This is a genomic window from Caballeronia sp. dw_19 (genome assembly GCF_018449515.1).
Lineage (GTDB): Bacteria > Pseudomonadota > Gammaproteobacteria > Burkholderiales > Burkholderiaceae > Caballeronia.
The window spans coordinates 163,373-187,366 of record NZ_JAAVUQ010000015.1 but is presented as its reverse complement, the minus strand read 5'-3'; the positions used below and the strand labels follow the sequence as shown (position 1 = coordinate 187,366).

Genomic DNA, 23,994 nt, shown 5'->3' with positions numbered 1-23,994 from the left:
CGACGTACCACCGCACGCACTGCACCATCACATCGAGCGGATAGTGAAGGCGCTTTAGCACTCGGGCGAGGCGTTGTTGCAAAAATAGATGATGCAGGCGAGCGTTCACCCGCGATCCTAAATTCATGAGATACGCACGGACTGCGGGCGTGCAAGTGTGACCATATGGTTGATGATGCCAACACGGATGGCGACCTCCGTCGCTTGCGAACCTATGCAGCGCGCCGAAAGACAATTCCCTGTGAGCGTTTTATAGCGGTACATCGTATTTTCGATCAGCGAACGTCGGTGGTAGCCGCTGCGCTTCTTCCATTCGTCTCGGCCGTCTCGCGCAATACCGTTGATGGATTCATTTCGCCAGCTTGCTCCGGGTATGCTTTCCGACCAAGGTTTCGCGCCCTCGCGCGGCGGAATCGACGGCGTAGCGCCGCGCTCGGTGATCGCCTTATGGCACTGCTTTGTATCGTATGCACCGTCACCGCCTATCGTATCGATGGGTTCATCGACAGGAATCTGCGCCAACAAACCGGGCAATGCACTTGCGTCGTCGACATCCTGATGCGTCATCAGCGCCGCGCGTATCTGACCCGTCTTTACGTCCAGTCCCAGATGGACCTTACGCCACGTGCGCCGCTTCGAGTAGCCGTGCTTGCGCACCTTCCATTCGCCTTCGCCGTAGAGCTTCACGCCCGTGCTATCGACAACCAGATGAACCGGTTCCCCGCTCGACATCTCGGGCAATCTCACCTGCAGGTGCTGTGCGCGGCGGCTCAGCGTCGTATAGTTGGGCACAATCAGGTTTGCAAACGCAAGTTCACGAAGGCTTTGCACAAAGCCCTGAACGGCTCGAAGCGTCAAATGATAAACGTGCTTAAGCGTAAGCACGGCCTGAATCATGGCGTCCGAGTAGACCTGCGGCCTACCGCGTCTGACAGGCCCCGCTTCGCTCCCACTCCTGAATGCGCTTTCGTCAATCCACATGGTCAAGCTGCCTCGGGCGATCAGCCCCGCGTTGTACTCCGACCAGTTCCTGACTCGATAAACGCCTTTCGGCTCGAGGCTCTTGCGTTTGTCCTTGCGCATCTTCCCGCCAAATATCGAGAATCTACGCAGTTCCTCATTGAGTTAACAGAGGCAGTGCCAAGACCGTTGCGCGTAAACGTCATCTCTGCACCGATCTCTTTATTGCAACAACGCCCTCGGGCGATGCCCACAGCAAGCGTCTTTCGCGGGGTTTTGGTCTTCTTCATTGGTCAGCCAAAGCATATTGTCAGACTCGAATACTACCTCTCCCGCCTTAACGCGACAAAACCGTCGCTTTCGCTTTGAGTTCCTTGTAGGTCGTCATTTGTTGTTTTCTCCGTTTGTACATCGACTAAGTAGATTTGCCGCTTCTCTGCTGTGATCGAGTGTTAAAGCAGCTCAATCTGGCTATCAACGTCACCGGCGTCTGCACCGCGTGAGGAAGTGGGATATCGAGCACTATTCAGCTTCGCACGTACGCTCGTGGTTTGTGGCCTAGGGATACCTGAGGCGGTAAAAATCCATTCTGGATCCAACACATCGGCCGCGAAGACCACACCGGGTGCTATTTGAATAATTCGAGTCATCATTTCTATCTTGAGTAATAGCAAGCTGCGATATGTGAAAATTTATCGTGCTGAGACCGACTAAAGTCGTTGGGCTATGCCGAAGGCCTCAGCCATCGTGGTGTCGGGGCTGACAACGGGATACATTGCATTGGCGAGCCGCATTGAGCGAATAGGCGGTACGGGTTCCTATCGGTCACGTCTTGAAAATGCGATTTTCTGGTCGGTCTTATATTGGCTCAGTGCGTACACTGACCAGATTGCCGCAGGGATCCAGCCAACGATCGTGAGCTGAAGTGCGAGGCAGACGATTCCCGAAAGTGGCCGGCCGATCGTAAAGAACTGGAACCAGGGCAGGATGATTGCGAGCAAAAGACGCATTGAATTTTCCGTGTAGATAGCCGCCTAAGAGCGTGGCGAGTCAGTGTGATGAAGGTGTCGTGGTTACCTGCGAACGGGCGCGTACCGGGCATTAACTCGAATCCACGGCCGCTCCATCTTTTCTAGTTTAACCGGCGCGTGCGAACTTACCGTTATAGGACTCAGCTTGCCAAGCCACTCACTCGCGTCAACAATGACCTGGAATTCTCCTACATTGATTCCACGCGCGAGCGGAGATGCGCGCCAGAGCGACGGATGAATAGCTTCGACGTTTTGAGGAAGAATAGATATCACGAACCTCTCTATACACAAGGGTGATTCGGTGAATTTACCCGGTTTCGGCGGGCGTAGCCGCCATCGTTACGTCAGCCTTTGGATGTGGCACGCGCAGCATGCTCAGCGCTTCACGAATAACGCCTCGACTGACGCCGAGTTGCAGGGCGAGATCGTCCTGCGGCGGGACACCTCCATCGTACTCGTGGCTCATGATTGCGCCCACGAGCTTATCCAAGGTAAGCGCCACCAACGATTTCTCACGCGCAGTCATACCGTATCTCAGTTATCCATCTCATGCTTGCCGACAGCCTTGCGCTACTGCTGCCCAGTTCCCATTTCGGGCCGATATCGTCCCGTCTCGTCAATGTCGGCAACCGGAACTTGTTTCGCCGTTCCAGAGATTGGATAAAGGCCCATCTTTGCAATGTGCTCAGGGGTTCCTTGCCAGATCCAATCAGGATTCTCGCCGTTGGGGTCTTTATAGTCGTAGACCTCGACCAATCCATCGCTCATCTTTTACCTCTGAATCCGTCATGTTGTTGATCGAAGGGATCGAAGATTGTGTCACGGGCTTTACGTGCTATTAGGCGACAGGTGCCCCCTGATCGCGGCGCGCAAACGAGCGCGGACGTCGTTCAGTCTGGCCACGAACCCTTCAATGAATCGGATCTGCGCCACAGCGGCGCCGGCCCGATATACCTAAAACAGCCTGCGCGCGACGGCCTGGCGAGCCCGCTCATTTTGATGCATTTCCCTGACACCTTCGAGTACGCGCGCCATCCACTCTGAAGCAATCCTGCGGTGTTCGTCGGGCAGTACTTGCGTCGTCGTTACCCGCCCTACTCCGGGTGTCCCGGCGCCAGCCGTCGGGTCGTTATTTGCTGCGTTCATCGCAGGCTTCCTTGAATCGCCGATCGACGCAAACGGCATTAATCAACGCGGGCGAGCTTAGGGGCGGCTGCGCACACAGACCCATTTCTCTCATCGAATCGTCCTTTATCGTAGGCCCCATCAACGTTCTTTCCCTGCTTGATCGACTGCCTGATGTGATGTCGCATCTGCTCCTTGAATCCCTCTTCAAGCTCACTCACATCGCCCTCCAAACCGGGAGGAATCACAGTCGATGCGACAGCGCTGGCCGCGAGAATGCTGACCTTCATCATGAGAATTTCAAGGCGCTCAAGCCGATCGAGCAACGCGTCATGCTTATGATCAATGGGCCAGAGTCCCTGCAAAACCAGTCCCCGTGCCACCGCACTTGGTGTCATTTTCATCGAGCCGGCTCGCTGCACCAGCTTCTCGTAATCGTCGTGTTCCACACGGATGTGAATCGACTTGTCACGCATCAGGGCCCCCGTCGGCGAATTATGATCTAACCACCTCTGGTTGCAAATAGTACCATCTTCAAAACGAAGGATGGCATTGGGTTACGTGAATTTGGACTTTTTTGGGCACGCCCGGCGCGCTTGCTCCCTGTACCACTGTGAAGCCAATATCGGCGAGGGTTTGCGGGTGTTTTTGCACGTGTTTGGTACGTGCGTAATGTGTGTCCCCCTGGATGGGGAGGTGTTGCGCCTTTTAGTGCGGGGCAATTAGCCGATTCGAGCGGGCCGCCGTTCAGGAAAAAAAGGCGACAAATGACGCAATATCGGATGACTCCGTGCCGCAAAGGCATCAAGGAAATGCATCAGGATAAGCAAGGCCGCCAACCCGTCGCGCACGGCGTGTTCTAACGCGCCAGGGCTGACGCGATTGGGCACGTCGTAGAACCTGCGAGCTCACTTCTCGCGTCGGCACTTAAACCTTCCAGCTACGAGGATAGCCGTAACGATGTTTCTGCGCGGCTGTGCTCCCGCGGCACTTTTGTACCCGCAGCTTGGCCACCACGATGGCCGTCCGCTATTCGGCCTGCGGGCGTCGCATTGCCCGCTCAATGTCATGCCGCCCACCTATTGTGAGCCACTTCGTCCATGGAAATTCCCCCTCCAGGCGAAACGTGGAGCGTTGGTCGGGAACGCGGATCGAATCGCCGGGGTGTTGGGAAATGCACGGTGAGTGCACATCGTGATTCGCTCGCTGCACGCAGATGGTGTCGAGCCGCGCCGCGCGATGAGGTGGAGAAATCCAAAACTGTTCGACGAGCCAGTTATTCGCGCGCGCACCGGCATCGGCATCGGAGCTAACCGCCAGTGGACCGTTGTCGAATCGTAACGGCGCCCGCCCGCGACACGGCGCGCCGCGAGCGGACACCGCGTTCAACGCCCTACCGGTTCACGGCGTCCTTGAATCCTTTGCCGACGGTGAACTTGACGGTCTTCGAGGCTGCGATCTGAAGCGGCGCGCCGGTCTTCGGGTTGCGACCCGTTCGCGCGGCCCGCGTGCCGCTGCTGAAAGACCCAAATCCGATCAGTTGAACGGCATCGCCCCTGACCACCGCTTGAGTCACAGCATCAAGAAATGCGTCGATCGCTTCGGCAGTAGCCAATTTCGTGATGCCCACTTCGTTTGCCACTGCGTCAATAAGATCCTGCTTGTTCATGTTGAGTTTTCTCCATTAAATAAATCGACAGCCCGTATGCCTGCCGACCCGGCAGGATACCGCACCAGACAGAAGGGCCGTTGAGGCGGAGCAATGCGAGTATCACAGCGACAGCGCCCCGCTCCTGCGTTGAAATTTTCCGACGGCAACTACCCGCTGTCTTCTGAATAATATTGCGTCGCAGCATCGAGCATGCGCTGGCGTTCCGCGTGGACGTAAATCGACGTAGTCTGCGAGGAGGCATGACCGAGAATGCGCTGCACCACGTCGATGGGCATGTCCCGGGCAACCGCCCGGGTGCCGAAGGTGTGGCGAAACGCATGCGCCGAGGTCGCGAGGAGTTTCGCGTGCGCATCGTAGGACAGCGCGCCCTCGCGCAGCAGATCACCGGCGATGCGTCGCACCGCTTCGCGCACCAGGCGTGCGAGCGCATCCGCCGCGTAGGGTGCTTGAGGCCAATGCGGCTCATGTGGCGCGTCGCCCTTGCCTTCCGATGCGTCGCCGTGTTTGGCCTGCGACGCATCTCGGTGCCATTGATGACGAGCGGCGCAATCAACGGCCCCTCGACCAACGGCGCATCGAAGTCTTTCTCTCGATCCACCCAGTGCGCGCGCAACGCGGCGACCGCCGCCGCGCTCACCGGGACCGTGCGTTGTTTGCGGCGCTTGCCGACGATGCTCAACGCCCATACCGTCACGCCTGTTTGTGGGGGTGCCGTCTCACTTGCCGCGGCTGTCGGGGATGACCTGGTCATCCCCTTGGCGGAAGTTTTGGCAAGCCCGCCCGAGCTCACGACGGCCTCGCTCAGGTTTTCCCGGCGTGCGTTGGCCGCTTCGTCGCGTCGTACACCCGAGTCCCCCATCAATAAAATGGCCGCACGCGCGATGCGCCACTGACGCGCTTCTTCCTCGGTCGGGGTCAATCCGCCGAGCTCGTCTCCGTCACATCGGGCATCCAGTTCCGCACGTACCTGCGTCCACAGATCGGCGGAGAGCGCCGGTTCTGTCGCGGTAAGGCGGTTCAGTCGTACGAAGGCCATATGATAAGGATAGCTTACATCACCAACGAGTAGAACTGGGTGGTGTTACGTCCCGGCCTAAATTAGGGTTGTCGTCGCGAGCTATGTGGCGTGAGATTGGGAGGGGCGTCGCGCACTAAATGAGCAATGGAATGGGGCTCGTTTAGTACGCGACGGCGGCGCTAGATTGGAGGGTCGGTTTTACGGCGCCATGGTTGATCGGGATCCATTGTCTCGCGATAGCGTTTGTCGGAGTCGCGACGCAGTTCGTGCTCGTATCGTTGTTCGCATACAAGGGCGAGGCGGTAGAGGAAGTCGCTCAGAGCACGAGCACAAGAATCAGGGATGCCATCGGGGAACAGCGTGTCAAACTCGGGCGTCATTTCAACTCCTCGATTGCCTGTTGTAGCAGTTCGTCGGGTAGATGGTTCAGTCCTTTGGGCACGGCCATCTGCATCGCGGTGCGCAGAATCCGCCCTGCTTGCCGGGGCAAGCCGCGAGAGGCCTGGCGAAGTAACTCCAGGCCAGATTCGGCCAGCAACGTGTGACTGCAGCCGGCGCTCTTCAATGCGTGTTGGATGAACAAGGCGAAGCGCTCGCGTTCGATCACGGGTTTGAGTTGAACGCGAGCCTGGATACGTCCATATAAAGCTGCGTACGGCGCACGCTCGAGCGTTTGGCCCAGACTCGGATGGCCTGCGAGCCAGACGGTGAGCAGGTCGCGCGAATCGAAGGCGAAGTTCAGGAAGGCCGGGAAGTCGCGGAAGAATTCGAGGGGTAGGTTCTGCGCTTCGTCGATAATCCAAACGGGCAACAACTGTTTGCTCTCGACGAGTTCCTGGATGCGCAGCTTCAGATCACGCCACAGGTCGGCACGCCGATAGGCCGGCTCCAGACCCAGCGCGCGAGCGAGGCTGCGGTACAGATCGATGCGCCCGAACTCGGTTTCAGCCAGATAGATGACCTGATATCGATGGGGATTCAAGGCCAGTGCTGCGTGGCGTAACGCGGCAGTCTTGCCCACGCCGGGCTCGCCCGTGAGCAAGCCAATACCGGGACTGTGCAGTAGCCACTGGAAGCGTTCGTTAAATTGCGCCAAGGCGCCGTCATCCCACAACTCACTATGTTCTTTGGAGAGCGGCGCGCAACGTAGACCGAAGTGTTGTCGATACATATCACAGCTCCCGGGCGTAGTGGCGTTGATAGGCGAGTTCGACAAGATTGGGGCCGTGCGCTGCGTTCTCGATCGGCGCGTCGTTTCCTGTCGCGGCCGGTGCGACGGCCTCAGGCTGGGATTTGCGCCGCTTGCGTGTGCGATTGGCGAGCGCGTCAAGCAGGGTTGCGACGCCCAAGGACTCGCCCGCCTCACTTTCTACGCCCTTGACGGTTCCCGTATGGGGGTCCACCACGAGCAGCACGGTCTTGCCGACCAGCTCGTATGGCACTTCGAAGCGTTTGCCCTGAAATGACACGGTGCCGTCGCGGCGCACGTAGCGCTCGATACGGTGCAGGAACAGTTCGTCCAGTTGTGCGGCGCGTGCGCCGAGTGTGCCGATACGGGGTAGGTCCTGCTGATAGCGGGCGAGCGGCGTCTGGTTACCCAGACCGCTATGTTCGGTGCGATGGTAAATCTGTTCGACCCAAGCCCATAGGCGCGCGTTGAGGTCCGCCAGATCATGGATGTGCGTGGTGTCGAGCTCGCTGAGGAATTGAGCCCGTAAGCTGCGATGCCAGCGCTCCAACTTGCCCTTACCCTCGATATGGACTTGAGTCCATATCGAGGGTTATGTGCCGGGCAGATATATGTCGCGGCGGTGTTCTGTGCACGTATGCAGCATGGATTTAGGAGATACGGCCGCCGCATAACTTTCGGGTTACAAGCTGCGCAGGAACGCCATCAGGTCAGGCTGGTCGCGCCAGCGCTTTCTTGCCTTCGTCGTGCCGGACACTGCACACGTTGCCAATGCGCGAGCCTTGGTCTCCAGATTGATTTCGGCATAGACGTTCGTGGTGGTCAGCGAGACATGTCCAAGCCAGGCCCGTATGGTGTTGATGTCGACACCCGACTGCAGCAGATGGGAGGCCGTACTGTGCCGAATCACGTGGGGTCCCACTTTCTTGTCTTTGAGTGATGACATGTGATCACCAGCGCGGGCGGCACAACGCTTTACCAACGCATGGATGCCTGATCGGGTCATCGGTCGATCGCAGCGGTTGAGGAATACCGGCTCCGCCCCGTCCCGTTTGCCCGCCAACAGGCGCAATTCATCGAGGGTATCGGTCCAGAGCGGGCAGCGGCGCTGTTTGTTTCCTTTGCCGACAATGCAGACGCACTGCGCATGCCAATCGACATCCTTGATCTTGACCTGCGCGGCTTCACTGGCCCGCGCGCCGGAGTTGTAGAGAAATAGCAGCAAACCCTGTTCACGTCGCCCTTGCGCGCTATGCTCGTCATGTGCAGCAAGAAGCGTATCCATTTCCTGCCTGTCCAGATAGGTAATCGATGGTTGGCTGGCCTTTTTGAAGGGAATCAAACGGATCTGGCCGTACCACTCGATATGCTCGGGGCTATGCTCGCCGATGAATCGCGCCAATGCGTGAATACCTCCCAGGCGCTGATTGCGCGTCGCGATCGTGCAACCGCGCTGTTGCTCCACGTGAGTCAGAAACAGACGCACGACTTGCGCCGACAGATCGGTGACCGTCAGACGATCGATTGGCTTCTTGAGCTTTCCGGCGACATAGGGAAGTAACAGCATGAGCATGTCGCGATAGCTCTTTTTGGTATTCACGGCGAGATTGCGTTCAGCGACCAGATGTTCGAGCAGGAAACGCCGGACCCAGGGTCCGAGCAAGGCTGTGTCATTCATGATGGGGCTCCTTGGCATACCGCTCGAAACGAAGGCTCGCTTCGCGCAAAAGTTCCGGGGTCATCGTGAGATAACGTTGTGTCGCAGCGAGATCGATATGGCCGAGGTACGTTGCCAGCTGCGGCAAAAGCCGCTGTAGATCCGCTCCGCTGCGATACCAGGCCACCAGGCGATGGCCCGTGCCGCTGTGCCGAAGATCATGAATCCGTGGCTGATAGCGGGCACCATCGTGACGACTGACACCGGCGATCGCACGCAGTCGTCGGAAAGCGTATCGTACTGCTGACTGGCTTAAGGGACGATCATCGCGGAAACAAAAGAACGGTGACTCCGGATCATGCGCATGAACGAGATTGCGTTGCCGGACATAATGGCTCAACGCCATGGTCAAATCCTTGCCAAGAGGGACCATTCTCGCCTTGTAAAATTTGGTCTCTCGAACACAAAGCACGGCCTGATCCAGATCGACGTCGTTCATCGTAAGTCGCAGCGCTTCGCCGAGTCGAAGGCAGGCTGCATACAACAACAGGAGCAGAGTGCGGAAAACAAACGCCTCCATGGGAACTAGCGGGCCGCACGCAGCTGGTGTTGAAGCGAGGAGGCGCTTTAGCTCATCCTGTGAATAGATGTAGGGAATCAGAGGTGGCGGGAATTGCGGATGGCGGCAAGGAACCGGCGAAACCTTGACGTAGTCGCACTGCATGGCAAACCGGAACAGCCCGTTGAGCACCGTGTGTTTGCGCTCCCAGTAACTGGACAGGGGCAGGTGACCGTCAAGATAGCTCCTTACCTGATCCGCGGTGACATCGACCAACGCTGCATCGCCGACACGCCGGCAGAACGCAGCCAGCATCTCTGCCTCTGTATCGAAACGCATGCCCAGCGCGCGTTTGTACGCCACGTACTCATGCGAAAAATCGGAGAGTTTCATGACAGCGCCTCCAGATTGAGTTCGGCCACTTGCCGCAAACCGTCGAGGTCGACCTTGACGTACTCCCTGGTCGCCGCGGCGCTACGATGACCGAGATGGTCACCGATTTGCTTGAGGGAGAAGCCTCCAGCCAGCAGCTGCCGGGCACAGGCATGTCTCAGGCAATGGGCGCCACGTCGCGGGGTTTGGATCCCGAGAGCGGCCAGGCGCGAACGCACAATGGGACTGATACAGCCCGGCAAGAGCGGGCGAATGGGAGCATCAAGACTCAGAAACACCTGGCGATGAACGCATCGTGGCCGGGCTTCCTTCAGGTACCGGACGATCGCGTCGCCAACGACGGGATCCAGGGGATACTGTTGCGTACAGCGCTGCTTTGGGCGCGTCACATAGATCTTCTCACCGGCCCAGTCCAGATCCTCGAGACGAAGTCGGGCAACCTCGCCACGACGCAGGCCGTAGACTGCGAGTAGCAGTACGATAGCCCGATCGCGAAGGTCGACTGCACTGTTACCGGTGAAGCACCCGATGAGTTGTTGCACCTCGTCCCAGCGTGGCCCGAGGGGGAGGCCTTCCTGGGCGTATATGCGCGGCGATGTAATGGCCGCCGCGATGTTGCCCGTCCATCCCTGGGCCTGGGCATGACGGAAAAAACTGCGCAATGCGTCCGCGAGCGTATGCAGCGACCTTCTGCTCCAACCGCGTCCGCCTTGCCGGGCGAGATAGGCATTGATGTCCTGAATCGAGATCGCATTGAGGGCGCCCCTTGCGGGCCAGGTCATTTCCAGAAAATGCGTGACCTGTTCACGACGAAACGTTATGGTTGCGGCGGACAGGCCTCGCTCTTCGGCCATGAAATTCACGAAATCATCGACCAGGTGCGCGAAGGGCTGCGGCTCGACTAGATCCTCCTCCAGATAGCCGAGAAAACGCAGCCATGCGGTTGCGATATGGATGAACAACAGTCGTGAGCTTCTCGAATCCGCGGCGTGCTCTGGTCGCCGGGCAAAACGAACGCGGTGATCTACCGCAAACGCGATCTCCTGACGGGTGATCCGCTTCGTTCGGGACAGGTCAAGGCTTTGCGAAAAAGCCATCAACACCCAGGCGATCTTCTTCAAAGACGACCGTGGATAGCCTTGTTCCACGCAATGCTCGAGATACTGATCTATCGATGCGGCGAACGGGTTGGAGCGGTGTCGAGCCAGATGACAAGGGCGAGTGAATAGGGTTTCCAACATGGCATGCCCTCCTTTGAAACGTGGGCGTACCAGTATCGAACCAAATTAAATATGTCGCACAGGTCTGCCCCATTGCCGCATCAGGTCTGGCCTTCATGGTCTGCCGCGACATATATCTGCCCGGCACATAACCCTCGGGAGCATACGGTCTACAATAAACCAGCCTGATCGACAGCCGTGCACAAATGCCCTGCAATGTCGCCGCCCGATAGGCGGCGCCGTTATCGACGATCAACATCTTGGGCACACCGCGTTTGAGCAATGCCTGCTTGAGTACGCCCTCGATGTCGATCGCGCTCTCCGAGAAGCAGAACGCGCTATGAGCGATGAGCCGCGAGGCGTCGTCCATCAACGATACCAGGTAGGTCTTGCGGCGCCCCCGGCCGAGCGACAAGTGCGGGCCGTGCACGACATCGCCATACCAGATGGAGCCTGCGTGTTGGGCCACGAAGCTGCGCTTCTCCTCGGGCAAGCTGGATGAGCCAACGATGCGCGAGAGCCCGTGGGCTTGCAGCAGCCGATGAACGGCGCAGCGCGAGAGTGTGTCGTGCGCGACAATACCGGCGGACTCGAGCAGCAAACGGATCTGGCGGATCGAGCGTCGCGGATTCTCGCGCTTAGCCGCAAGGATCGCCGCTTGCACGGCTGATGGCAGCTTCGATTGCCCGCGATCCACACGGGGCTTGCCGCACAAGCCCTCCAGCCCGTGCTGTTTCCAGGCGTAATACCAGGACTGAAGTGTCTTCTCGCCGATATGGCGACGACGAGAACCGGGAATTGCGTACTCCTGCTGAGCCAGTTGGCGGATGATCTGCTGCAAGTCGCCGCGATCAAGCCGTTCGCGACTGACAAGTGGTCCGAGTACGGACAGGCGAAACAGGGCCTTCGGGTCGATGTCCTTCACGCTCACTCCTATGGTTAAAAAGGGAGTGCCATGAGAACCGCGAACCGAATTCGGCGCGAGTGGGCAAAGTGTGTGGAGAGCCCGGAATGGCGGAAATTACGTCGTCGCGTACCCAATCAGGATAAACGGATCACGGGACGCAAACGCCGTCGCTGTCGAGCCAGGCCATGGCTTCGCACAACGGCATACACTGCAGGCAGCGCAGCCAGAATTCAGTGATATCGACTGATCGCCCGAGTTCGGCGAAACGGCTTCGCAAATGAAATTCGAACGAGAGGCTACGCTCGCCAAGCCGCTGCGACCAGCGCCGTACCGTATGTCTGCCGAGCGCGAAGATCGCACTGGCGCGGCGCTGCGAGCAGCCGGCCAACAGAAGGAGTAAGACACGGTGTTGGTCCGCCCAGTTATACCAGCGGTGGGGCGCTATGGACAGCGGCAGGCGCGAACACGTGCGGCTGCAGGAACGACAGCGAAAGCGCAAAACGGGAATCGGATTGAGGGCGCCGGCGGCGCTGCGGTCGGCCTTGCGATAGTAGCGACCATGACACCACACACCCGAGCAGCCGCAATGTACGCAAGCGACAGGTCGATACACTTGCGGCGTGCGATCGACCGCATTGAGATGTTGTTCAAGAACAGGAAACGCGAATACAATTCGATGCATAGGCCGGTCTACTTTGTTGTTCGTGTGGGGCTTCGTAACTTCCCACGATAACAGAGCAGTACTGGCCTTCTTTACGTCCGTCTCATCTCATGATGTTCAGGGTTAAGTTCCAAACTTCATCCTATTTGATACCGAGATAAACACCTTCGCTGGATCCCAAATTTAGCGGGACGCAACACTGCACGACGTCGAATGCAAAGCGCGGCGACATGGCGAATGGCAGACTGAAACCGTTACGTATGTTGTATTCCCGATTTGGACTCACGGGCGTGTCGGCGGTGACAATCAAGGCTTCATACCCAGCGCGCCGCGCGCGCTCCATCAGTTGATATGATCGTTGGCGGTCCTGCCAGACGTTGAGCTGGAACCATAGTCGGCCCCCCGCGTCCGGGCCAGCCTCTCTCGCAACCCTTTCTATCGACGCCAGCGCGCCCGTCGCCAGCGTGAAGGGGATATTCGCAGCCTGCGCCTCTCGTGCGAGCGCGACTTCACCGTCATACCAGCATAAGCCGGCAAAACCGGTCGGAGCGATCGCCACGGGCAAGCCCACATCCGCGCCAAAGATCGATGTGGCAAGGTTGCGTCTCGACACATCAATCATGGCGCGTTGCCGTAGCTTGATGCGTGTGAACCCGGCCCGATTGTTGGCGACAGCGAGGTCGTCTTCGGTCCCTCTGTCGACGAACTCAAAAATGGCGCGGGGCGGGCGGTGCATCGCCGCGCCGCGCATGTCCTCTACGTTGAGGTAGCGCCTGTCGAGAGCTGATGCCGTGCGCTCAGCGCTTTTGCGATATAGCATTGCCGGAACCTTCCAGAGTAGGTCGTTTCGTGGACTGCGGATGGCGTGCCAGTCAAAGCGGGCAAGCGCTTCAAAACCGGTGGACGATACCAATTGTGAAGCCGAGTTGCGCTGACGTTGACGACGGCGCACCGTTGAAGCCGTCGCCAATCGTAGGGGTTGCTTCAATAATGTGACCCGCGCCGGCCGTCCCCAGCGTCTTCCCGTGCGCTTTTTGATAAGCCTGGACGCAAAAAAACGAAGTCCGTTTGCTCAGCAAATACCATTCGGACGCGGTGATCTGTTGATAACGCGCAGCGTCCGCAATGCCGTTAGCCTTTGTGGTGTTGGTCTGCTGATAGCCCAAGGCCACGTTTGCGGCCGGCGTAATCATCCAATGGACAACCGCGCCAAAGCTGTTGAAGATTGCAGTGTTGGCGAAGTTGGAGTTGCCCCCGGGGATGTACTGCGTATTCGAATACGACGCCGAGAAGTCCCACTTGTGGAACAGGTTATAGCCAACGACTATGTTGACACGCTGCTGGCCTGCTGCCGTCTGATAACCATTGTTTATCGATGAGACCGGTGGCTGCGTCGAAGTGTCGGCGCTTGCAGCCCAGGATCCGCCGCCATGCGTCGGATTGTTCACGCGAAGCACGCCCGCAGATGCACCGAACGGGCCAGCCGCGTATTGCAGCGCCGCGCTCCAGGTGGCGCCCTGCATCAAGCTACCCGCAACGCCAGGCATGCTGTACGCCGCACCCAGCGTAAAGCCGGCTACTTGCGGCGAGATATAAATGAGTTCGTTGTTAACCCGCCAAGACGCATCCTGCGCGTCGATGTCGCCTGGACGAGCGCCGAATGCGCCAGTTAGCCAGAGCGGTGCCATGTACGGTGCGGCAAGCGATAGATAAGGCGTGTACTGGCGGCCAGCCGTGACCGTGCCGTAGTGGGGGTTGGTCATGCCCAAATATGCATATCGATTAAATAGTAGTCCTGATGTTGATGCAGCACCGTTGTTCGGATTAAAGCCAGCCTGTAAATCAAAAATCGCGCTTGTGCCTCCGCCCAGCTCTTCGTTTCCTTTCAGTCCGAAGCGACTCGCGGCCCAGCTTGCGGTCGATAATTGCGCTAAAGAATGACCGTTTGATGTTGATCCGAGGCCCGTCGTGCTGTTTGCATACTTGAGTTCTTCTTCGACGATGCCGTACAACGTCACGCTGCTTTGAGCGAACACCGGCGCGGACAGCAAGGGCGTAGCTAACAGCAGGACCTGCTTGAGCGTAGAAGTTTTCATCGGTTTGTCCCGCGTCGGAGTCGTTATTGAAGATAGTTTCGTCTCGCCCGCGCTCACAATTTATCGCCGTATGGAACCGGTTCCATACGAAAGTTTTAAAATTGCATCAGGGCGACATGCATTGCATAATAAAATTATGCGACGCTTCGTTGTTCTAATTGTTTCGGAAATTTATGATCGTGCCGATACGCACGATATTTTACTTGTAAGACGCCTTCAAATTCATGAGAAGATTAGTTTGCTGTGCAGTGCCGTCGATCACGTTGGCATAGCGATTGTCGAGCAAGACGGTAGCATCGACCTTCTGCTTAATAAGGCCAGATTCGAACGCGAGATCTGCCAGATCTTGCGAATAGGACGAGATAGTTGCTGGTGCGACTGGGACGACACGCGCGTACTTCCATACCGATGCCGCCTGGGCGGTAGTGAGATGTAGGCCGTTGACCAATGCTGTCTGAGCTTCTGCCTGATGCTGTACAAACCAGTTCTGGTACGCGACCATGCGTCGGACGAAGTCCTCTATAGCCCTGCCTTTCAGCGTGTCGTCAAGTGACTTGCGATTCGCGAGGAAACCGGTATAGATCGTCAGGCCATAGTCGTTCGCCGTGCCAATAATTTTCGCTCCGTGTTGTAGCGCCGCGGGTAGGTTGTCGGTTACATTGAACAGCACATCAACCTGTCCCGTCTCCAGAGCGAGCACCTGATTGGTGGCATCCAGATTTACAATTGTGACGTCCTTCGCCGTCCATCCCAGTTTTTTCAACACAACCGCTGAAAAGAGACTGTACGAGGAGCCTGGAATAATGCCCCAGCGCTTGCCTTTGCTTTGCTTGATGTCGGTAATGCCTGACATCCTCGACACCGCGATGACGAAACGATCAAACTGCTTGGCGTTTCCCGGACCGGTGACTAGGATGTTTTTGTAAGGCGCCGTTGCGCTCGTCCAGAGTGGCGACGCAGCCGCAGCAGCTTGCGTAGCCGTCCACTGGGAGACGTTATTGGCAATATCCACATTTCCCGACGCAAGCGCGGTCAGATTTGCGGAAGGACTCGGGAATGTGGCGAACTTAAGTTTGTACGGCGTGTTGTCGAAGAGATGAGACGCGAGAAATCCATACTGGGTGTCTGTTCCCTGCTGACCGACTGTGATCGTGACACCGCTTAAATCTGGCTTACCGGTGTTGGTCTGGCCGCTGGCGGCCGGAACACCGAATACAGCGACGGTCATGACCACAGCGGCCAGCGTACGCAGGAATCTGCCCTTTTTGTTGATATTCATGAATCTCCTCTTTGGTGGCGGTGGCGATCGCAAGGATGCGCTGTGTATTATGTATTTTTGGAAATAAGCTTATGTATTTTTATGCAATTTATCGCTTTCGCTAACCGCCCGCAATAAGGGAAATCGCGTATCGCACGTTATTCTTCCGGTCGCTCCATGCCGTGTGCGCATGATCAGTGCAACCAATCATGCCGCGTGGCTTTCTGTTCGAATGCTCACGACCTGTTGAACCGACGGCGAAGACAGCGGGTCGGGACAAGACAGTTCCACCATCACGCGACAGGCGGGTCCGATTAAGCAGTTGAACAGTGCGATGATGCGACCGTAAGCCGTTACCGGCATGTTACGTTACGGAGCCGGCAAGGCGAAGCTGCGTGAAGTGCAGCATGTTCTGTTTGTAATCGGTGTGGCGCGGGGCCAGTTGTAGCGGTGCGGCGTTTGATAAAACCGCAACTACAGTGTCGTCGCTTGGAAGAGGCGGACATGAGAAGCCCAGCGGCGGGACGATAGGCGAAATGAAGCACCGAAGCAATCTGAAACCCGCACTTCACGCAAGGGGCGTATCTGGTGATGGTCTTGCGATGCACTGTCACGAGCGCCATGCACCCAGTAGGTGACCAATTAATCTTTCGTCTATAAAACCATGAATCTTCTTCAGCTCCGCTTCACTCGAGAAATCGTCCGTCAGAACTTCAACATGACCGCTGCGGCCCAAGCCCTTTCGACCTCTCAGCCTGCGGTTTCCAGAGCAGTTATCGAACTTGAGGAAGAGCTTGGAGTCCAGATCTTCATTCGGCACGGCAAGCGCGTGCAATCTCTGTCAGCGCCCGGCCGACTGATTGTAACGAGCATTGAACAAGCGCTTCAGTCAATAGAGAGCCTCGCGCGGGTAGCCGAAGAGTTCTCCGCACAAAACGAGGGCCATTTGGCCATTGCTGCCACGCATACTCAGGCGCGTTATCTGTTGCCGCCGGTGGTCGCGCTTTTCCGGCATCAATTCCCCAAGGTACACCTGTCGATTTTGCAGGGAACGCCGACGCAGGTGGCTCAACTTGTACTGGACGGGAAAGCGGACATTGGCATTGCGACAGAAGCGTTGACTTTATATAACGACCTTATTTCTGTGCCATGCGCCGAGTGGCATCATATCGCCATCATTCCCGATGGCCATCCATTGTTGGCTCAGAAGCGCTTGAGTTTGAACACCCTGGCTCGTTACCCGCTCATGACGTACGAGTCGTCATTCTCTGGACGAACCAAGATCGATGAAGCGTTCGCCGCGCAGCATCTTCATCCCGACATTGTGCTGGAGGCGATCGATGCCGATGTCATCAAGACCTACGTCTCGCTCGGATTGGGCGTAGGATTGATTTCAAGCCTTGCATTTGATGCAGACCGCGATAAAGGATTAAATGCTATATCGGTGCGTCATTTGTTTGGACAGCTTACTGCACGACTGGCATATAGGAAGGGACGTTATTTGCGCAGTTACGTTCACGAGTTCGCGCGTCAGCTTAGTCCAACCATCGATGCGGAACTGGCTGACATGTTGAAGCATGAATGAAGGACACTCTTTGCATCCGGAACCGAGTGCTAGCTTCGCAGGGGTGCAAGACGGTGAGGGAATGCCTCTCGATTCGCGTCTTCAACTATGGCCCTGAGCAGTGCCATCGATATTAAACTCGTTGAAAACATGCATCCGAGTAGATCCAGTGCTGGTTCGAACGGCCAGCGCTCGCGCGATCCCGACGCTCGAATATTCTAAAAAGATATCGCCCGCATCGCACCGAATAACTCTTACGAAAAGAGCCATGCGGTTACATCCCTGTGGACCTTTCCATTGACTGATAGCCACCGACTGAAAAGCATCGACATCCACGCCCATTCCCCGACACTCCCGCAACGAGATGCTCGCAATCCCGCCCAGGCCGATGCACAGAACGAAGCCCCGGCGCGCGTTAAACATCTAACGACGAAAAAATATCCGTCGAAGCATGAGAAAAACGCTGTTACTCTCGCCGCTATGGTCCGGCAAATCGTCCTGCATGAAGCTCATCGAACACATGCCCTCTTCATAAACCGCAATGCTCAACCAGTAGCGAGGCAACACTATGACTCTTGCGCGACTTTCCAGTTGGAATGAATCGCGTAGATCTCCTTGAAATGCAACATGCGCAGATAGAACTCCAGCCGATTAGCACATCGTCAGGCCACCCGCCTGCGCAAAGTGATCGATCGTGCTTCAAACCCGCAATGTACACATGCAGCATCGCCCGAGTCTTCTGCGAGTCCAGCCACTTGAAATCAATATCGAAGACCTACGGATGGACTGCTCTCAATAGCCTCCTTTGCGCGTCGCTGGGCGTGCGCTGCGAGCCGCACCGGCGCATTCACTGCGCCATAACCGTCGTAGGTGCCCTTGCGTTGCACGACCTCCAGGAAAAACCGCTCCGCGAACTGCTCCGTGTAGACCTGGAAAAACTCGCCCCCCGCGTTGTCGCGGTCATACAGGATGCCCCCTTCGCGCATTTGCACGAGCTGGCCCGGGTCAAGATCGTAGCGCGCCTCGAGATCGTCGTAATAGTTGCGTGGAATGTGCAGGAGCGGCACACCCCGCTCGCGCAGCTCCGCGACGGCCGCGAAAATGTCGTCGGTCGCGAATGCAACGTGGTTCAGCCCGGAACCGCGGTAGGTCAACAGCGACTCCACCACGGCCGTATGCCGGTCCGCTGACGCGTTGAGCACGATCCGCACGGAACCGTCCCGGCTGCGCACTGCGCGGCTTCTCACAAGCCCGTACGGGTCCGGCAACAGGACCGACGGCTCGGCGTCGAAACCAAACGTCGCCTTGAAAAAAAGTACCCACGTATCCAGCGTGTCGGCAGGCAGGTTCAGGCACACATGGTCAATGCGGCGCAGGATATCAGCTCGGTCCTGCTTGCCCGTGCCGGCCAGGTCGAAATCGGTCTCGTAGAGCGTGGGTTCGCCCGGCGCCTCGTCGACGAAATATTGCAAACTGTTGTCCGGTGCCTGCACGCTCGGCACCACGCGCTCGTTGGGGCCGACCTTGCCCGAAAAAGGCGCGTAGCCAAAAGCGGCCGCGCGCTCGAACGCCTGCGAGGCGTTATCAACGCGATACGCCGACGCGCAGACCGACAAGCCATGCGCCTGATGAAACGCGCTCGCGAATGAATCAGTTTCGCCGTTCAGGAGGATGCACGCGTCGCCCTGCGCGTATAGCGTGACATTCTTCGAGCGATGCCGGCCAGTCGCGCGAAAGCCCAGGCGTTCGAGCCATTGGGCAAGCGTCAGACCACCGGCCGGATCGACGGCGAATTCGAGAAACTGAAAGCCAGTGTGCGCAGGCGCGGCAGGTGGATGGAACAAGGTCTCATGCGACGTCGTCCTTGAAGCGCCCGCGCATTGCTCCTCCAAAAACAGCAGCGAGCGATACCCGTCGACCGCCGTTGCCGCGTTGGGCGCCGCGCGAAAGCCGTCGTTGAAAATCTCCAATGACAGCGGCCCCGCATATCCCGACGCCAGTACCTGACGTGTAAAGCCGGCCACCTCCAGATCGCCTTGCCCCGGGAGACAACGGTAATGCCGGCTCCATTCAAGCACATCCATGGCCATCTTCGGTGCGTCCGCGATCTGCACGAACGTGATCCGGTCCGCCGGAATGCGGGCTATTTCATCGACTGAATCGCCAATGGAAAGCGTATGGAAGCTGTCCAGGATCAACCCGAGATTCGGATGATCGAGCGTGTCGACCAACCGCCAAGCATGTTTGTACGAGTTGACGTGCCGCCCCCAGGCGAGCGCTTCATAACCCGCCATCACGCCTTCCGAACGCGCGAGGTCGGCGAACTGACCGAGTTGATCGACGATCAACGCATCGCCACCAAGCGAATCCGCCAATGCATTGCTGCACACCAGCACGCGATCCGTGCCGAGTTCATGCATCAGATCAAACTTGCGCCGCGCGCGTTCAAGATTGCGGGCCAGTCGTTCTGGCGATACCCCTTCGAAGTCGCGGAACGGCTGGAACAGCATGATTTGGAGGCCGAGATCGTCGCAGATGTGCCTGATGTCGGCGGGTGAACCGTCGAAGTACAGCAAGTCATTTTCGAAAATCTCGACGCCATCGAACCCGGCGAGGCTGATAGCCTTGAGTTTCTCGACCAGCGTGCCGCTGATTGAGACGGTGGCGATTGAACGTAGCATCATGATGCTTTCCCTAAAAATGCGAAGCGCCAATGACATAGGCAGTCTCGCGGTATCTCTGTATCAATTCAAATGGCCGGTAAGCACAGCAGTCCTCGGACCTGCGTCGCCTCGTCATAGGTCGCGCATATTCAATGCGCAGTGATGTCACGCCCCTGACCGGTTGCGCATGGCTCTCGGCGAGCGTGTCCTTGTCCCAGCGAATGGCGTCTTCGAGCCTTGGCCGGTGGCGTGTTCTTCACGTTCGTAACGAACTCAAGACGTCCGTCGAGATATAAGCAACTGTTGATACCAGTTCCACTGTGCTGTATGGCATGGCCAGGTCGCAGGTCGTAATCTCTAGCGGCTTGAAGTCGTCTCTGCTCATCGACTTGTGCGAACGAGCACAAAAATGAGCCAGCCTCTCGTGGAGCACCCGACCACCGCGTGACAAAGCTGGCGAGGGTTGCTTTGAGTGCACGATTTACTATCGACGCTCGCGACATCCTGAGGCTGAGCAGTGACATTCATTACGATCTCAGACGTCTATGCGGCTTCAAGTTGGTCGATGAGTCAGTTGTCGACAAAGCATCACGGGGGCAGCATTTGACACGATCAAAGCTCGTTTCACGCTAGCCACGCTGATGGAGTTTTGGGTGACGCCAGCCGTCCCATTGCCTTGAACCTCCCGATGAGACCTGTCCGAGCCACGCATCAACCCGGGCTGATAACACTGCGTTCAGCCTTTGGCGGAGAACTGCCCGTACGCCTCAAGCGCACGTAACGAATACACGTAGGCCGCGCCCGCATTTAGCGCAATCGCACATCCCAACGCTTCACTGACTTCCGCTTCGGTCGCACCCGCCGCAAAAGCCGCTGAAGCATGCGAAGCGATACAGCCGTCGCACCGCGTCGTGACAGCGACCGCCAACGCAATCAACTCGCGGACTTTCGGCTCCAGCGTGCCCGGTCCGCTTTGCGCTTCGTTCAATGCACGAAAAGCCGCCAACATTTTTGGATTAGATTTTGAGAACGGTGTGACTGCTCCCTTTACCTTCATGACAAGCTCTGTCCAGTCGTAGAACATGGTTCATCTCCCAAAATGACTTCGTGAAGTTACTGGATTTGCATCGAAACCTTTTCAGCGAGATGACTTGAGCATGCTGAGTTCATCGGACGCTAAAAACGGGACTTCGTAGAAACTCTCGCCTTCGGGTCCCCGGGGCGGCAACACACCACCGCCGAGGTTGAACTGTAGAGACGGCCACATCAGTGTCGGTGTCGCGAGCGTAGCATCGCGTCGCGTTCGCATCGCAGCGAATGCCCCCGCACTCGGATACGGCACTATATGCACGTTGCTTTCGCGCTGAGTTGCTACGGTTGTCTGGAACGCCGGAGATCGGCCCGATGGAGGATAGTCATGACAGACGAACATGCGGGTTTCGTCGGGCAGCGACAGCAAACGGGCAATCGAATTGAAAAGAGCGGACGCATCGCCGCCTGGAAAGTCGCTTCGGGCAGTCCCTACGTCGGGCATGAACATCGTGTCGCCGGGAAACAGGGCATCGCCGATCAGATAGCTCACATCTGCCGGCGTGTGACCAGGGGTATGAAACGCTTGAGCGTTCATGCCCCCAACCGAAAACGTTTCCCCGGGTGCGAACAGATGATCGAATTGGGAGTAGCCGAAAAAGAAATCCGGCGCCAATCCAAGGACCTTTGCGAAATATTCCTGCACGCGGAGCACGTCCTGACCGATTCCAATCCTGCCACCCGCTTTCGCCCGCAGGTAACAGGCTGCGGAAAGATGGTCCGCGTGCACGTGGGTCTCCAGGATCCATTCGGGCACAAGTTGCTTATGCGCCATGAACTTGATCAATGCGTCTGCCGGTGCTGCCGATATGATGCCCGTACCACGATCAAATCCAAGCACAGGATCGATCACCGCGCATTCGGTGCCGTTGCCGTAGACAACGTAGCTGATACAGGATGTCTGCGGGTCAAAAAATCCTTCAACTTTCGGCATCATGGCAATTTACATCTATTAGGTTAGCGAAATATTCTCGTTTCATTAAATTCTATGTTGCCGTCTTGTCACCGCACGTCTTCGTCTTTTCACAAACAAGGACGCCGCGAGTTCGATGTCTACGCTTACTTGCCAGTGACAACCGGGCAATCTTGACGCCCCCCCCACTCCGACCACGACCCGTCGTAGATAATCGTTCCCGATCGGCCGATCACTTCGAGCGCAAGCGCCACAATGGCTGCTGTGACACCCGACCCGCAACTGGCAATGATCGTGCCATCCGGTCGGACACCGTGCGCGCGGAAAATCGCTGCGAGTTCGTCCGGCTGTTTTAGGGTTCCATCGGCTATAAGTTCGTCAGAAGGAACATTCACGGCGCCCGGCATGTGCCCCGAACGCAGGCCAGCACGAGGCTCCGGAACTTCACCTCGGAAGCGGGGCGATGGCCGAGCGTCGACGACCGCCGCAACTCGAGATAAGAGCGCTCCCTTTACATCGTCGACATTGGCCACGCATCCCGGACGTAGCACGGCTCTGAATTGCTCCTGCGCGCGATGATCTGGACCGGCTTCTACCGGCCGCTTCTCAGCATTCCAGCGCGGAAATCCTCCTTCGAGGATGCGCACGTCCCTTGCGCCAAAAATATTGAACATCCACCGCACGCGCGGGGCCGAGAACAACCCTGAACCGTCGTAGATGACGATCGTCATGTCCTCGCGCAGGCCTAACGCCCCGACGGCCGCAGCGAACGCATCGGCATCAGGCAACATATGTGGCAGGCCTGAAGACGCATCGCTGATCGCATCCAAATCAAATCGAACCGCACCTGGAACATGCGCCTCTAAAAAATCAGCCTCAGCGTCGCGATTAGCGGCCGGCATGTACCATGATGCGTCAACGGGCACCACCTTCGAATCGGATAGATGCGCAGCCAGCCATGTAGGGCTGACAAAGATATCTGGATTCACAACTCACCCCCTACTCGGTACTTGAACGATATCCGGATCCCTAATGCGTCAGATTAGCGCTCGGTTATTGAAGTGCAGCGACAGTCCCGGCGATGCCCATTTCATCTTAGCGAGCCGGCCAGATCGCGACATCGTTAGGAATACAGTGCATAGATCGGCACCCCCAAAACAAAGATTGGTGACATGACTATCCGGCATCGCGATATGCTTGTGATGGCTGCCATCGGATGCAATGGTCGTGACGCCGCCGTTCTCCAGGGTCGCGACACAGACATCGCCGTCCTCTTGGACTTTGAGCGAATCGAAATGCTGATATCCGCCCGCGCCAAAGATAAACTTTCCGCCGTTTGGCGACGGATAAGGCAGTTTTTCCAGATGACCCGGAGACAGCACACGGTAACTCCACAGACGCGCCGTGTCCGTCTCTGCCACAAAGATCACGGCGCCGTCAGGCGACAAGCCCACTCCGTTTGGCGTCCACATCGGAAACGCAACTTCCCGGATGAGCGATCCGTCGGTGCGCGCGTAATATAGGCAACCGCGGTCACGCTCCCGTGCGCGCGACTTGCCCAGATCCGTGAAGTAAAAACCACCTTCGCGGTCGAATACGATGTCGTTTGGCCCTTTCAACGGCACGCCATTGCACTCGGTGTAGATGACTTCGACCTTACCCGAGCGGATATCGATTCGTTCGATGCGGCCGCCCGAATAATCGTTCGCCGTTCCGACAATGCGCGTGCCGTCCGCCTCGCGCAACATCTTCGAGCCACCGCTGTTGCAGACGTAGAACATCCCGTCAGGTCCTACTGCGGCGCCATTCGGCCCACCTCCCGGTTCAGCGACAATGACCTTACGGCCATCGGGATAGACCCGCGTGAGACATCGGCGACCGATTTCCACCAGCACCACGGAACCATCCGGCAGCGCGACCGGCCCCTCCGGGAAATCAAGCCCGTCACAGACAAATTCCATTTCCAACACGTTGTGTTCGTCAGGCATTGGCCCTTTCCTTTAAGTTTTACTAAGTCAT

24 protein-coding genes are annotated in these 23,994 nt (G+C 57.6%); 3 read left to right on the top strand and 21 right to left on the bottom strand.

Features of this window, described 5'->3' with window-relative positions:
- Positions 1 to 123: 123 nt before the first annotated feature.
- The 6 genes from HB376_RS21115 to HB376_RS21090 form a co-directional block, all read right to left on the bottom strand.
- The gene (locus HB376_RS21115) at positions 124 to 1,083 is read right to left on the bottom strand and encodes an IS5 family transposase (protein ID WP_213765610.1); all 960 of its coding nucleotides are present in this window, start codon (positions 1,081 to 1,083) and stop codon (positions 124 to 126) included.
- A 695-nt stretch (positions 1,084 to 1,778) separates the two neighbouring features.
- Positions 1,779 to 1,970 carry a YqaE/Pmp3 family membrane protein gene (locus HB376_RS21110; protein ID WP_213765609.1) on the bottom strand — a complete coding sequence of 64 codons (192 nt, stop codon included), beginning with the start codon at positions 1,968 to 1,970 and terminating at the stop codon, positions 1,779 to 1,781.
- A 328-nt stretch (positions 1,971 to 2,298) separates the two neighbouring features.
- On the bottom strand, positions 2,299 to 2,481 hold the full coding sequence (locus tag HB376_RS21105; protein WP_213765608.1) for a GntR family transcriptional regulator: 183 nt from the start codon (positions 2,479 to 2,481) through the stop codon (positions 2,299 to 2,301).
- An 80-nt stretch (positions 2,482 to 2,561) separates the two neighbouring features.
- Positions 2,562 to 2,759, bottom strand: coding sequence for a hypothetical protein (locus HB376_RS21100; protein ID WP_213765607.1), 198 nt, complete (start codon positions 2,757 to 2,759; stop codon positions 2,562 to 2,564).
- A 186-nt stretch (positions 2,760 to 2,945) separates the two neighbouring features.
- Positions 2,946 to 3,137, bottom strand: a complete 192-nt coding sequence (locus HB376_RS21095) for a hypothetical protein (RefSeq protein ID WP_213765606.1) — start codon at positions 3,135 to 3,137, stop codon at positions 2,946 to 2,948.
- A gap of 38 nt (positions 3,138 to 3,175) precedes the next feature.
- Positions 3,176 to 3,592, bottom strand: coding sequence for a hypothetical protein (locus HB376_RS21090; RefSeq protein ID WP_213765605.1), 417 nt, complete (start codon positions 3,590 to 3,592; stop codon positions 3,176 to 3,178).
- Positions 3,593 to 4,301: 709 nt separating this feature from the next.
- On the opposite strand from HB376_RS21090, the gene HB376_RS21085 reads away from it, so the two are divergent.
- Positions 4,302 to 4,457: a hypothetical protein gene (locus HB376_RS21085; RefSeq protein WP_213765604.1), complete on the top strand. Its 156-nt coding sequence runs from the start codon at positions 4,302 to 4,304 to the stop codon at positions 4,455 to 4,457.
- A 52-nt stretch (positions 4,458 to 4,509) separates the two neighbouring features.
- Here the strand turns inward: HB376_RS21085 and HB376_RS21080 are convergent, their stop codons facing one another.
- Complete coding sequence (locus HB376_RS21080) at positions 4,510 to 4,785, bottom strand: HU family DNA-binding protein (protein ID WP_213765603.1); 276 nt, start codon at positions 4,783 to 4,785, stop codon at positions 4,510 to 4,512.
- A gap of 242 nt (positions 4,786 to 5,027) precedes the next feature.
- Here HB376_RS21080 and HB376_RS41125 point away from each other — a divergent pair, with 242 nt between their 5' ends.
- Complete coding sequence (locus HB376_RS41125) at positions 5,028 to 5,681, top strand: hypothetical protein (protein WP_255631471.1); 654 nt, start codon at positions 5,028 to 5,030, stop codon at positions 5,679 to 5,681.
- Between the two features lie 501 nt (positions 5,682 to 6,182).
- Here the strand turns inward: HB376_RS41125 and HB376_RS21070 are convergent.
- The 9 genes from HB376_RS21070 to HB376_RS21030 all read right to left on the bottom strand — a co-directional run bounded on the left by HB376_RS21070 (position 6,183) and on the right by HB376_RS21030 (position 15,767).
- On the bottom strand, positions 6,183 to 6,977 hold the full coding sequence (locus HB376_RS21070) for an ATP-binding protein (RefSeq protein ID WP_213765601.1): 795 nt from the start codon (positions 6,975 to 6,977) through the stop codon (positions 6,183 to 6,185).
- A gap of 1 nt (position 6,978) precedes the next feature.
- Entirely contained in the window at positions 6,979 to 7,545 is a 567-nt protein-coding gene (locus HB376_RS21065) for a Mu transposase C-terminal domain-containing protein (RefSeq protein ID WP_218627329.1), read from the bottom strand.
- Positions 7,546 to 7,677: 132 nt separating this feature from the next.
- Positions 7,678 to 8,595 carry a tyrosine-type recombinase/integrase gene (locus tag HB376_RS21060; protein ID WP_346730538.1) on the bottom strand — a complete coding sequence of 306 codons (918 nt, stop codon included), beginning with the start codon at positions 8,593 to 8,595 and terminating at the stop codon, positions 7,678 to 7,680.
- A 70-nt stretch (positions 8,596 to 8,665) separates the two neighbouring features.
- The gene (locus HB376_RS21055; protein ID WP_213765599.1) at positions 8,666 to 9,604 is read right to left on the bottom strand and encodes a tyrosine-type recombinase/integrase; all 939 of its coding nucleotides are present in this window, start codon (positions 9,602 to 9,604) and stop codon (positions 8,666 to 8,668) included.
- Positions 9,601 to 10,752 carry a tyrosine-type recombinase/integrase gene (locus HB376_RS21050; protein ID WP_213765598.1) on the bottom strand — a complete coding sequence of 384 codons (1,152 nt, stop codon included), beginning with the start codon at positions 10,750 to 10,752 and terminating at the stop codon, positions 9,601 to 9,603. The genes HB376_RS21055 and HB376_RS21050 overlap by 4 nt, the downstream gene beginning before the upstream one ends.
- The gene (locus HB376_RS21045; protein ID WP_213765597.1) at positions 10,679 to 11,749 is read right to left on the bottom strand and encodes a DDE-type integrase/transposase/recombinase; all 1,071 of its coding nucleotides are present in this window, start codon (positions 11,747 to 11,749) and stop codon (positions 10,679 to 10,681) included. Before HB376_RS21045 ends, HB376_RS21050 begins: the two co-directional genes overlap by 74 nt.
- 785 nt (positions 11,750 to 12,534) lie before the next feature.
- The gene (locus HB376_RS21040) at positions 12,535 to 13,143 is read right to left on the bottom strand and encodes an alpha-hydroxy acid oxidase (RefSeq protein ID WP_213765596.1); all 609 of its coding nucleotides are present in this window, start codon (positions 13,141 to 13,143) and stop codon (positions 12,535 to 12,537) included.
- A 139-nt stretch (positions 13,144 to 13,282) separates the two neighbouring features.
- The gene (locus HB376_RS21035; protein ID WP_213765595.1) at positions 13,283 to 14,488 is read right to left on the bottom strand and encodes a porin; all 1,206 of its coding nucleotides are present in this window, start codon (positions 14,486 to 14,488) and stop codon (positions 13,283 to 13,285) included.
- 199 nt (positions 14,489 to 14,687) lie between these two features.
- Positions 14,688 to 15,767, bottom strand: a complete 1,080-nt coding sequence (locus tag HB376_RS21030; protein WP_213765594.1) for a PhnD/SsuA/transferrin family substrate-binding protein — start codon at positions 15,765 to 15,767, stop codon at positions 14,688 to 14,690.
- A 643-nt stretch (positions 15,768 to 16,410) separates the two neighbouring features.
- Here HB376_RS21030 and HB376_RS21025 point away from each other — a divergent pair.
- Positions 16,411 to 17,331, top strand: coding sequence for a CysB family HTH-type transcriptional regulator (locus HB376_RS21025; protein ID WP_213765593.1), 921 nt, complete (start codon positions 16,411 to 16,413; stop codon positions 17,329 to 17,331).
- A 740-nt stretch (positions 17,332 to 18,071) separates the two neighbouring features.
- Here HB376_RS21025 and HB376_RS21020 read toward each other — a convergent pair.
- The 5 genes from HB376_RS21020 to HB376_RS21000 all read right to left on the bottom strand — a co-directional run bounded on the left by HB376_RS21020 (position 18,072) and on the right by HB376_RS21000 (position 23,963).
- On the bottom strand, positions 18,072 to 19,991 hold the full coding sequence (locus HB376_RS21020) for a sugar phosphate isomerase/epimerase and 4-hydroxyphenylpyruvate domain-containing protein (RefSeq protein WP_213765620.1): 1,920 nt from the start codon (positions 19,989 to 19,991) through the stop codon (positions 18,072 to 18,074).
- A gap of 718 nt (positions 19,992 to 20,709) precedes the next feature.
- Positions 20,710 to 21,057: a carboxymuconolactone decarboxylase family protein gene (locus HB376_RS21015; protein ID WP_213765592.1), complete on the bottom strand. Its 348-nt coding sequence runs from the start codon at positions 21,055 to 21,057 to the stop codon at positions 20,710 to 20,712.
- Between the two features lie 54 nt (positions 21,058 to 21,111).
- Positions 21,112 to 21,999, bottom strand: coding sequence for an MBL fold metallo-hydrolase (locus tag HB376_RS21010; protein WP_213765591.1), 888 nt, complete (start codon positions 21,997 to 21,999; stop codon positions 21,112 to 21,114).
- Positions 22,000 to 22,121: 122 nt separating this feature from the next.
- A complete protein-coding gene (gene sseA / locus HB376_RS21005) occupies positions 22,122 to 22,964 on the bottom strand; it encodes a 3-mercaptopyruvate sulfurtransferase (protein WP_213765590.1) in 843 nt (280 codons plus the stop codon).
- A gap of 48 nt (positions 22,965 to 23,012) precedes the next feature.
- Positions 23,013 to 23,963: an SMP-30/gluconolactonase/LRE family protein gene (locus tag HB376_RS21000; protein WP_255631470.1), complete on the bottom strand. Its 951-nt coding sequence runs from the start codon at positions 23,961 to 23,963 to the stop codon at positions 23,013 to 23,015.
- Positions 23,964 to 23,994 lie beyond the last annotated feature (31 nt).

What these genes read in the sequence shown, in the direction of transcription:
- HB376_RS21035 (WP_213765595.1), bottom strand. Translation starts at nt 14,488, where the DNA reads ATGAAAACTTCTACGCTCAAGCAGGTCCTGCTGTTAGCTACGCCCTTG.
- HB376_RS21000 (WP_255631470.1), bottom strand. Translation starts at nt 23,963, where the DNA reads ATGCCTGACGAACACAACGTGTTGGAAATGGAATTTGTCTGTGACGGG.
- HB376_RS21070 (WP_213765601.1), bottom strand. Translation starts at nt 6,977, where the DNA reads ATGTATCGACAACACTTCGGTCTACGTTGCGCGCCGCTCTCCAAAGAA.
- HB376_RS21055 (WP_213765599.1), bottom strand. Translation starts at nt 9,604, where the DNA reads ATGAAACTCTCCGATTTTTCGCATGAGTACGTGGCGTACAAACGCGCG.
- HB376_RS21100 (WP_213765607.1), bottom strand. Translation starts at nt 2,759, where the DNA reads ATGAGCGATGGATTGGTCGAGGTCTACGACTATAAAGACCCCAACGGC.
- HB376_RS21030 (WP_213765594.1), bottom strand. Translation starts at nt 15,767, where the DNA reads ATGAATATCAACAAAAAGGGCAGATTCCTGCGTACGCTGGCCGCTGTG.
- HB376_RS21095 (WP_213765606.1), bottom strand. Translation starts at nt 3,137, where the DNA reads ATGAACGCAGCAAATAACGACCCGACGGCTGGCGCCGGGACACCCGGA.
- HB376_RS21025 (WP_213765593.1), top strand. Translation starts at nt 16,411, where the DNA reads ATGAATCTTCTTCAGCTCCGCTTCACTCGAGAAATCGTCCGTCAGAAC.
- HB376_RS21010 (WP_213765591.1), bottom strand. Translation starts at nt 21,999, where the DNA reads ATGATGCCGAAAGTTGAAGGATTTTTTGACCCGCAGACATCCTGTATC.
- HB376_RS21115 (WP_213765610.1), bottom strand. Translation starts at nt 1,083, where the DNA reads ATGCGCAAGGACAAACGCAAGAGCCTCGAGCCGAAAGGCGTTTATCGA.
- HB376_RS21080 (WP_213765603.1), bottom strand. Translation starts at nt 4,785, where the DNA reads ATGAACAAGCAGGATCTTATTGACGCAGTGGCAAACGAAGTGGGCATC.
- HB376_RS21020 (WP_213765620.1), bottom strand. Translation starts at nt 19,991, where the DNA reads ATGCTACGTTCAATCGCCACCGTCTCAATCAGCGGCACGCTGGTCGAG.
- HB376_RS21015 (WP_213765592.1), bottom strand. Translation starts at nt 21,057, where the DNA reads ATGTTCTACGACTGGACAGAGCTTGTCATGAAGGTAAAGGGAGCAGTC.
- HB376_RS21090 (WP_213765605.1), bottom strand. Translation starts at nt 3,592, where the DNA reads ATGCGTGACAAGTCGATTCACATCCGTGTGGAACACGACGATTACGAG.
- HB376_RS21040 (WP_213765596.1), bottom strand. Translation starts at nt 13,143, where the DNA reads ATGCGCGGCGCGGCGATGCACCGCCCGCCCCGCGCCATTTTTGAGTTC.
- HB376_RS21110 (WP_213765609.1), bottom strand. Translation starts at nt 1,970, where the DNA reads ATGCGTCTTTTGCTCGCAATCATCCTGCCCTGGTTCCAGTTCTTTACG.
- HB376_RS41125 (WP_255631471.1), top strand. Translation starts at nt 5,028, where the DNA reads ATGACCGAGAATGCGCTGCACCACGTCGATGGGCATGTCCCGGGCAAC.